5 protein-coding genes and 1 pseudogene are annotated in these 7,782 nt (G+C 60.9%); 2 read left to right on the top strand and 4 right to left on the bottom strand.

Going from position 1 to position 7,782, the window contains the following annotated elements; genetic code table 11:
* Positions 1-22 precede the first annotated feature (22 nt).
* On the bottom strand, positions 23-661 hold the full coding sequence (locus HX846_RS28150) for a TetR/AcrR family transcriptional regulator (RefSeq protein WP_003219360.1): 639 nt from the start codon (positions 659-661) through the stop codon (positions 23-25).
* Between the two features lie 92 nt (positions 662-753).
* Between HX846_RS28150 and HX846_RS28145 the strand changes: the two genes are divergently transcribed.
* Together HX846_RS28145 and HX846_RS28140 are read left to right on the top strand one after the other, a co-directional pair.
* On the top strand, positions 754-1,854 hold the full coding sequence (locus HX846_RS28145) for an efflux RND transporter periplasmic adaptor subunit (RefSeq protein WP_003219359.1): 1,101 nt from the start codon (positions 754-756) through the stop codon (positions 1,852-1,854).
* A gap of 6 nt (positions 1,855-1,860) precedes the next feature.
* Complete coding sequence (locus tag HX846_RS28140) at positions 1,861-4,926, top strand: efflux RND transporter permease subunit (protein ID WP_134325827.1); 3,066 nt, start codon at positions 1,861-1,863, stop codon at positions 4,924-4,926.
* A 782-nt stretch (positions 4,927-5,708) separates the two neighbouring features.
* Here the strand turns inward: HX846_RS28140 and HX846_RS28135 are convergent.
* The 3 genes and pseudogenes from HX846_RS28135 to HX846_RS28125 all read right to left on the bottom strand — a co-directional run.
* The gene (locus HX846_RS28135; RefSeq protein WP_003219356.1) at positions 5,709-6,398 is read right to left on the bottom strand and encodes a DUF4197 domain-containing protein; all 690 of its coding nucleotides are present in this window, start codon (positions 6,396-6,398) and stop codon (positions 5,709-5,711) included.
* A 28-nt stretch (positions 6,399-6,426) separates the two neighbouring features.
* The gene (locus HX846_RS28130; RefSeq protein ID WP_003219355.1) at positions 6,427-6,828 is read right to left on the bottom strand and encodes a YbaY family lipoprotein; all 402 of its coding nucleotides are present in this window, start codon (positions 6,826-6,828) and stop codon (positions 6,427-6,429) included.
* A 51-nt stretch (positions 6,829-6,879) separates the two neighbouring features.
* A pseudogene (locus HX846_RS28125) lies at positions 6,880-7,782 on the bottom strand (glycerol-3-phosphate 1-O-acyltransferase); the annotation flags it as partial.

The following is a 7,782-nucleotide window of genomic DNA, read 5'->3' as shown; positions in this document are numbered from 1 at the left end:
AAATAACGGATATGTACTCAGTTCAAAAAGCCCGATAAGCCCGCATAAACAGCCCCACAACCTCCTGCACATGCTCCTCGGCCGCCTCTGCGCTCAGTTGCCCCCCGCACCCATACAACAAACAAAAATTAGCCGTCCCCTTGAGCAAACAGAAAAAATGCTCCGCCGCGGTGAACGGCTTGGCAATACGCAATGCGCCACTCTGGTCGATCTTACCGAGCAGCCGCTCCATCCCCTGCAACATACGCATCGGCCCGGCCTCGAAAAAGATCTGCGACAACTTCGGATCCTGACTCCCCGAAGTCATCATCAACCGATGCAGGTTCACCGACTCCTCGCTATTGATCAGCACATGAAACCCGCGGGCGATATTGAGCAGCACCTTCTCCACCGGCATACCCTCGGGCAGCTCGAAATACATCACCGGTAACTGCTCTTCGCACTTGGCAACCACCGCCGCCGAGAACAGCGTCTCCTTGTCGGTGAAATGGCTGTACACCGTCAGCTTCGACACCCCCGCCTCCACTGCCACGGCATCCATGCTGGTACTGGCATACCCATTACTCAAAAACAGGATCTTCGCCGCATCAAGAATCGCCTGGCGTTTTGCCATGTCCTTGGGACGCCCGGGGCTATTGGTGTTCACAGGATTGTCGGACATTTTCACTTTATTACTGGACTGGTGAGTTTGGTATTAATAACATACTGGCCAGTATAATTATTCCTAGCACCATTAGCGAAAGGTCCTTCAGCATGCGCAGCTATTTCCTGCCACTCGCGTTGCCTGCCAGCTTGTTATTCCTGTTGGCTGCCTGTGGCCATGAAGAAGCGGCGCAAACCACCGTCCGCCCGGCCATGGTGGTTCAGCCAGAGCCTTCGGCGCAGGCTTCCGACAGCTACCCGGGCGAGGTGCGTGCACGCTATGAACCCGACCTGGCCTTTCGCATTGGCGGCAAAGTCAGCCGACGACTGGTGGAGGAGGGCGAGCGCGTCAAGGCCAACCAGCCCCTGGCCGAACTCGACCCTCAGGACGTACGCCTGCAACTGGAAGCCACCCGCGCCCAGGTCGCCGCTGCCGACGCCAACTTGAGCCTGGTGCGCGCCGAGCGTGACCGCTACAAGACCCTGATGGACCGTCAGATGGTCAGCCGCTCCCAGTACGACAACTCCGAAAACCTCTACCGCTCCGGTGAAGCACGCCTCAAGCAGATCAAGGCCGAATTCGACGTGGCCAATAACCAGGCCGGTTACGCCGTGTTGCGCGCACCCCAGGATGGCGTGGTCGCCAAGCGTGCAGTGGAAGTCGGCCAGGTGGTGTCGGCCGGCCAGACCGTATTCACCCTGGCCACCGATGGCGAGCGGGAGGTGTTGATCAGCCTGCCGGAGCAAAGCTTCGGGCGTTTCAAGATTGGCCAGCCGGTGTCCGTGGAACTGTGGAGCCAGCCTGACCAGCGCTTCAACGGCCGCATCCGCGAACTGTCGCCGGCTGCCGATCCAAAGTCGCGAACCTTCGCCGCCCGCGTCGCGTTTACCGGCGGCAAAGTGCCTGCGGAACTGGGGCAGAGCGCTCGCGTCTTCATCCAGGCTGACGGGGTGATTCCCCTGGCGGTGCCGCTGTCTGCCCTGAGCGCGGAGAACGGCGCGTCCTACGTCTGGGTGGTGCAGCCCGACAATACCCTCAAGCGCACACCGGTGCGGATCGGCGCCTTTGGCGAGAAAACCGTGCCGGTGCTGGAAGGCTTGAACCCCACTGATTGGGTGATCGCCGCCGGTGTGCATGTACTCCATGAGGGCCAGCAAGTGCGCCCGGTGGATCGCGCCAATCGAGTGGTAAGTCTGGCGGCCAAGGAGTAGTCCCCGATGGGTTTCAATCTTTCCGAATGGGCGTTGCGTAATCGCCAGATCGTACTGTTCCTGATGATCCTGCTGGCAGTGGTCGGCACCTTGTCCTACACCAAGCTGGGACAAAGCGAAGACCCGCCGTTTACCTTCAAGGCCATGGTGATCAAGACCAACTGGCCAGGCGCTACGGCCCAGGAAGTGTCGCGCCAGGTCACCGAGCGTATTGAAAAGAAATTGATGGAGACCGGCGACTACGAGCGCATCGTCTCCTTCTCGCGGCCCGGTGAATCCCAGGTCACCTTCATGGCCCGGGACTCGATGCACTCCGCAGAGATCCCGGACCTCTGGTACCAGGTGCGCAAGAAAATCAGCGATATTCGCCAGACCCTGCCACCGGATATCCAGGGCCCGTTTTTCAACGATGAATTCGGTACGACCTTCGGCAATATCTACGCCCTGACCGGCGATGGCTTTGACTACGCCGTGCTCAAGGATTACGCCGACCGCATCCAGATTCAGCTGCAACGGGTGCCGGATGTCGGCAAGGTCGAACTGCTGGGCTTGCAGGACGAGAAGATCTGGATCGAGCTGTCCAACCTCAAGCTCGCCACCCTCGGCCTGCCGCTGGCGGCCGTGCAGCAGGCGTTGCAGGAACAGAATGCGGTGTCCACCGCCGGCTTCTTTGAAACCCCGAGCGAGCGCGTGCAGTTAAGGGTGTCCGGCAACTTCAAGACCGTTAAGGAGATTCGCGACTTCCCGATCCGCGTCGGTGATCGTACGTTCCGTATCGGTGACGTGGCCGAGATTCATCGTGGCTTCAACGATCCACCGGCGCCGCGCATGCGCTACATGGGCGCCGACGCCATCGGGTTGGCCGTGGCCATGCGTGATGGTGGCGACATCCTGGTGCTGGGCAAGGCCCTGGAAGGCGAATTCGCACGCCTGCAGAAGAACCTTCCTGCCGGTATGGAACTGCGCAAGGTGTCGGACCAGCCGGCAGCGGTAAAAACCAGTGTCGGCGAATTCGTCCAGGTGCTCGCCGAGGCCCTGGCGATTGTGTTGCTGGTGAGCTTTTTCTCCCTGGGCGTGCGCACCGGCATGGTGGTCGCCCTGGCGATTCCGCTGGTGTTGGCCATGACGTTTGCCACCATGTATTACCTCGGCATCGGCCTGCACAAAATCTCCCTCGGCGCGCTGGTGCTGGCGCTGGGCTTGCTGGTGGACGATGCGATCATCGCCGTGGAAATGATGGCGATCAAAATGGAGCAAGGGTACGACCGGCTCAAGGCCGCCAGTTTCGCCTGGACCAGCACAGCCTTCCCGATGCTCACCGGCACCCTGATCACGGCCGCGGGTTTCCTGCCGATTGCCACGGCGCAATCGAGCACCGGTGAATACACCCGCTCGATCTTCCAGGTGGTGACCATTGCGCTGCTGGCCTCGTGGGTCGCCGCCGTGATGTTCGTGCCGTACCTGGGGGAAAAACTCCTGCCGGACCTGGCGAAGATTCATGCGGCCAAGCATGGCACCGACGGGCCGGATCCCTACGGCACACCCTTCTATCAGCGCGTAAGACGCCTGGTGGAATGGTGCGTGCGTCGGCGCAAGACGGTGATCGTCCTGACCTTGCTGCTGTTTATCGGCTCGGTGGCGCTGTTCCGCTTTGTGCCCCAGCAGTTCTTCCCGGCTTCCGGGCGACTGGAACTGATGGTCGACCTGAAACTGGCTGAAGGCGCGTCCCTGAGCAATACGGCCGACCAGGTCAAACGCCTTGAAGCCTTGCTCAAGGAACATGCAGGTATTGAAAACTATGTGGCCTATGTCGGTACCGGTTCGCCACGTTTCTACCTGCCGCTGGACCAGCAACTGCCGGCCGCCAGCTTTGCCCAGTTTGTGGTGTTGGCCAAGACCATCGAGGAGCGCGAAAGCTTGCGCACCTGGCTGATCGAAACCCTCAACGAACAATTCCCGGACCTGCGTTCGCGGGTTACGCGGCTTGAAAACGGCCCGCCGGTTGGCTACCCCGTGCAGTTCCGGGTAACGGGCGAGCACATCGAAGAAGTCCGGGCCCTGGCGCGGAAAGTGGCGGCCAAGGTTCGCGAAAATACCCACGTGGTCAACGTGCACCTGGACTGGGAAGAACCGAGCAAGATCGTCTACCTCAACGTTGACCAGGACCGCGCCCGTGCCCTCGGCGTGAGCACCGCCAACCTGTCGAAATTCCTCCAGAGTTCCCTCACGGGCTCCAGCGTCAGCCAGTATCGCGAAGACAACGAGTTGATCGAAATCCTGCTGCGCGGCACGGTGCATGAGCGCACCGAGCTGTCGCTGCTGCCAAGCCTGGCGGTGCCGACCGACAACGGCAAGAGCGTGGCGCTGTCGCAGATCGCGACCCTGGAATACGGCTTTGAGGAAGGCATCATCTGGCACCGTAATCGCCTGCCGACCGTGACCGTTCGCGCCGATATCTACGGCAAGGAACAACCGGCCACCCTGGTGCAGCAGATCCTGCCGACCCTCGAAGGCGTGCGTGCTGAACTGCCGGACGGCTACCTGCTGGAAGTTGGCGGCACGGTCGAGGATTCCGCCCGTGGGCAGAACTCGGTCAAGGCCGGTGTGCCGCTGTTTATCGTGGTGGTGCTGACCTTGCTGATGCTGCAATTGCGCAGCTTCTCCCGCACCGCGATGGTGTTTCTCACGGCGCCCTTGGGCCTGATCGGAGTGACACTGTTCCTGCTGGTGTTCCGCCAACCCTTTGGGTTCGTGGCGATGCTGGGGACCATCGCGCTGTCGGGGATGATCATGCGTAACTCGGTGATCCTGGTGGACCAGATCGAGCAGGACATCAAGGCCGGCCTGGCTCCCTGGCAGGCGATTATCGAGGCGACCGTGCGGCGCTTCCGGCCGATTGTGCTGACGGCGCTGGCGGCCGTACTGGCGATGATCCCGCTGTCCCGCAGCGTGTTCTTCGGGCCGATGGCCGTGGCGATCATGGGCGGCTTGATTGTTGCGACGGCATTGACCCTGTTGTTCCTGCCCGCGCTGTATGCGGCGTGGTTTCGGGTGCGCAAGGAGGCGGTGTAAGGCTGCGAGTGGCAGGGGTGTCCTGTAAGGAAATGCCTCTGGTCATTCACACATAGACGCAAACTGCGACCCTGGGCGACGGAACGTTTGCCCGTGGTGCTCCACTCAGAATTGTCTGATTGACAGACGTCGTTGTCGGGGCCGCAAGCCTGCGGTCCCGATGAACAACAATGAGTTCATGGAGTGTCATATGTTTATTTTGTCTGCCCTGGCAGCTTTCAAAGGTGCTTTCCTGGGGTCACTGCTGGGCAATCTGTTGCCTGGTTCCAATAAAGAAGCTGATACGGCGCGACCGCACAAGCCCGGCCATGGACGGCCCGGTTTCAACCACGGCCATCACTCCCGGCCAACGGGGCCTGTCCTGCCTGCGCGGCCCAAGCCGTATCACCAGGCGCCGGTGCATGAGGCCCACCAACCCTACCAGAGGTCATCGGCACTCTTTCCGATCCATCGATAGCCGCTGACTCGAGGCAGCCCGGGAACCACTCGGGCTGCCTTGCCACTCAGAGGGGGCTTTTGACCCTAAATATCGAGGAGTGCGTATGATTTTTCCAATACTGGTTTCACCACTGCACCTGTTGGGGGCTGTATTTGGAATAGGGCCGAATTTCGGTCGGTCCAATGGCAATGGCCAGCCCGAGATCAACATTAATATCAAAACCGAAAACAACACCACCAACAGCAGCAACAGCAATGCCGTGGGTAGTGATTTGCCTTGCAAGTGCCGCTATTAAAAAAAACGCCCTGAATAGTTCAGGGCGTTTTTAGTTGCCGGGTATGGTCTACAGCGCCCCGAACACCTTCTTGGCCAAGCTGGTGGCAGCCGCCGCCGGGTTCTTGCGAATGGTTTCTTCCTGCTGGGCGATCATCTTGAACAGCCCGTCCAGCGCCTGTTCGGTCACGTAGCTTTCGACATTGGCGCTCTTGGCATCAATGGCGCCAAAGGTGGCGGCCTTGCCGGCGAGCGCGTTGTACTGCTGGGCCACGCCGACCTTGTCGGTAGCGGCCTTGACGATCGGCAGGAACTTGGCCCGGATCTCGTCACGGCTGCTTTTGTTCAGGTACTGGGTGGCCGAGTCCTGGCCGCCGGTGAGGATGCCCTTGGCATCGGTCACGCTCATGTTTTTCACCGCGTTTACCAGGATCGGCTGGGCCTGGGTGACAGCAGACTCGGCCGCCTTGTTCATGCTGGTTTCAAGTTGCGTGACCTGGTCACCCATGCCGAACATTTTCAACTTGTCGGCGACTTTGCCCAACTTGCCCGGCAGGCCGATCTTCACTTCGGGGTTGTTGCTGAAACCACCGGGCACACCCAGTTGTTTCACGGCAATCTGTGCGCCTTGGGTCAGTGCATCCTTGAGGCCGCCGGTGGCGTCGCCCTGGGACAGGCTGCCGAGGGACAAGGCCATGGCGTTGGCACCGAGCAGCAAGCCGGCGCACAGGGCAGTGAGGCGAAGGGAGTTACGGAGCATGGGCGCTTCCTTATGTTCGATATTTTAATCAGTGTGCAACCGCATCCACGCGCAGGCGCAGCGGTTGTGGGTCCTGGCCGTTCAACTGCACGGAGTGCCGTTCGGTGGTGATAAACAGTAGCTTGCCCTCCAGTTCGATGCGAGCGCTCACCGAGTAACTGTGGCCAGGCTTGACCTGGGTCGGGTCGTAGCTCAGATGAAAGGGCAGCGGCACCTGGCCTTTCACCGGGCCTTTCTGCTCGGCCAGGGTCACGGCCGGGGCATCCATCAAGGACACATCCTGCAGGGTCACACTCAAGGTGGCGGCGGGCGGCAGGGCGATGCGTTGCAGGTAGAAGACTTCGCCATCGAGGCTGGCTTTGGGCGCGGGGCTCATGGTCTGGCAGGCTCCCAGCAGGGCGGTCAGGCCCAGGAGGATGATTTTTTTCATGGTGCAGCTCCTTGTCAACGGCGCCAGAAACACCCTGGCGCCTCGGTCACTCTAGTGTGTTTCTTCGGGTACCACAGGCTGGTCTGGCGCCTCTTCGCTGCGATGCAGTGCGACCTGGCGAATCGACAGGCGAATCTCCGCGGGCAATACGCGTTTGGCTGCACCTTCGGCCAGCTCACCCAGCAGCGGGTGATAGCTCAGTTTGCCGGCCTCGTCGCGACGCAGCACATCTTGCTCCAGCAGGGTCTGGATAAAATGTCGGAAAAGGCTTTTGTCGAAGAACTCCGGGGCATTCAGGCCGTGCAGGATCGACAGGCGCTGGGCCATGACCGTGCACAGGTCTTCCAGCTCTTCGGCGCTGATGCTGTTCTGGCCGCTGTTGAGCACCAGCGAGATCGCCATGTAGAAGCGTTGCAGGGTCTGGGCGATGCTCTTGGACAGCAGGGTCAACAGCACAAACTGCCGTGAGCTGGGCGCCGGGCGCAGGTACACGTCGTTTTCAAAACGCAGCAGGCCTTGTTCGACGAAGGCGTCCAGCCACTGGTCGACCACAGCATCCAGTTCGTCCAGGGACCAGCGGATAAACAGCTCCGATTGCAGGTACGGGTAGAGCGCACGGGTATAGCGCAGGATCTGTTCGCGGCTCATCCGCGAGCTGCTCTGGAAGAAACTCGCCAGCAGCGCCGGCAGGGCAAAAATGTGCAGCACGTTGTTGCGGTAGTAGGTCATCAGGACGGCGTTCTGCTCGTCCAGGTAGAGGATCTTGCCCAGTGCATCGCTCTGTTCCGACAGCAGGTCCATGTCCTTGACGTGCTTGATCAGCGCCAGGCCGTCGCCTTCCGGCAGGGTGGTGTGGGGCGAGTAGGGCACCTTGCGCAGCAGTGCCAGGTACAGATCCAGCTGGCGCGCCATCGCCTGTTCGTCCAGGGCCAGGCGGGTGGTGGACAGCAGCGC

Origin of the sequence: Pseudomonas sp. K5002, from assembly GCF_013386655.1 — a bacterium.
Taxonomy (GTDB): Bacteria; Pseudomonadota; Gammaproteobacteria; order Pseudomonadales; family Pseudomonadaceae; genus Aquipseudomonas.
This window is presented reverse-complemented; position numbering and strand designations above follow the sequence as displayed.

Coding starts and splice junctions, on each gene's coding strand:
- HX846_RS28150 (WP_003219360.1), bottom strand. CDS start 661: ATGTCCGACAATCCTGTGAACACCAATAGCCCCGGGCGTCCCAAGGAC.
- HX846_RS28145 (WP_003219359.1), top strand. CDS start 754: ATGCGCAGCTATTTCCTGCCACTCGCGTTGCCTGCCAGCTTGTTATTC.
- HX846_RS28135 (WP_003219356.1), bottom strand. CDS start 6,398: ATGCTCCGTAACTCCCTTCGCCTCACTGCCCTGTGCGCCGGCTTGCTG.
- HX846_RS28140 (WP_134325827.1), top strand. CDS start 1,861: ATGGGTTTCAATCTTTCCGAATGGGCGTTGCGTAATCGCCAGATCGTA.
- HX846_RS28130 (WP_003219355.1), bottom strand. CDS start 6,828: ATGAAAAAAATCATCCTCCTGGGCCTGACCGCCCTGCTGGGAGCCTGC.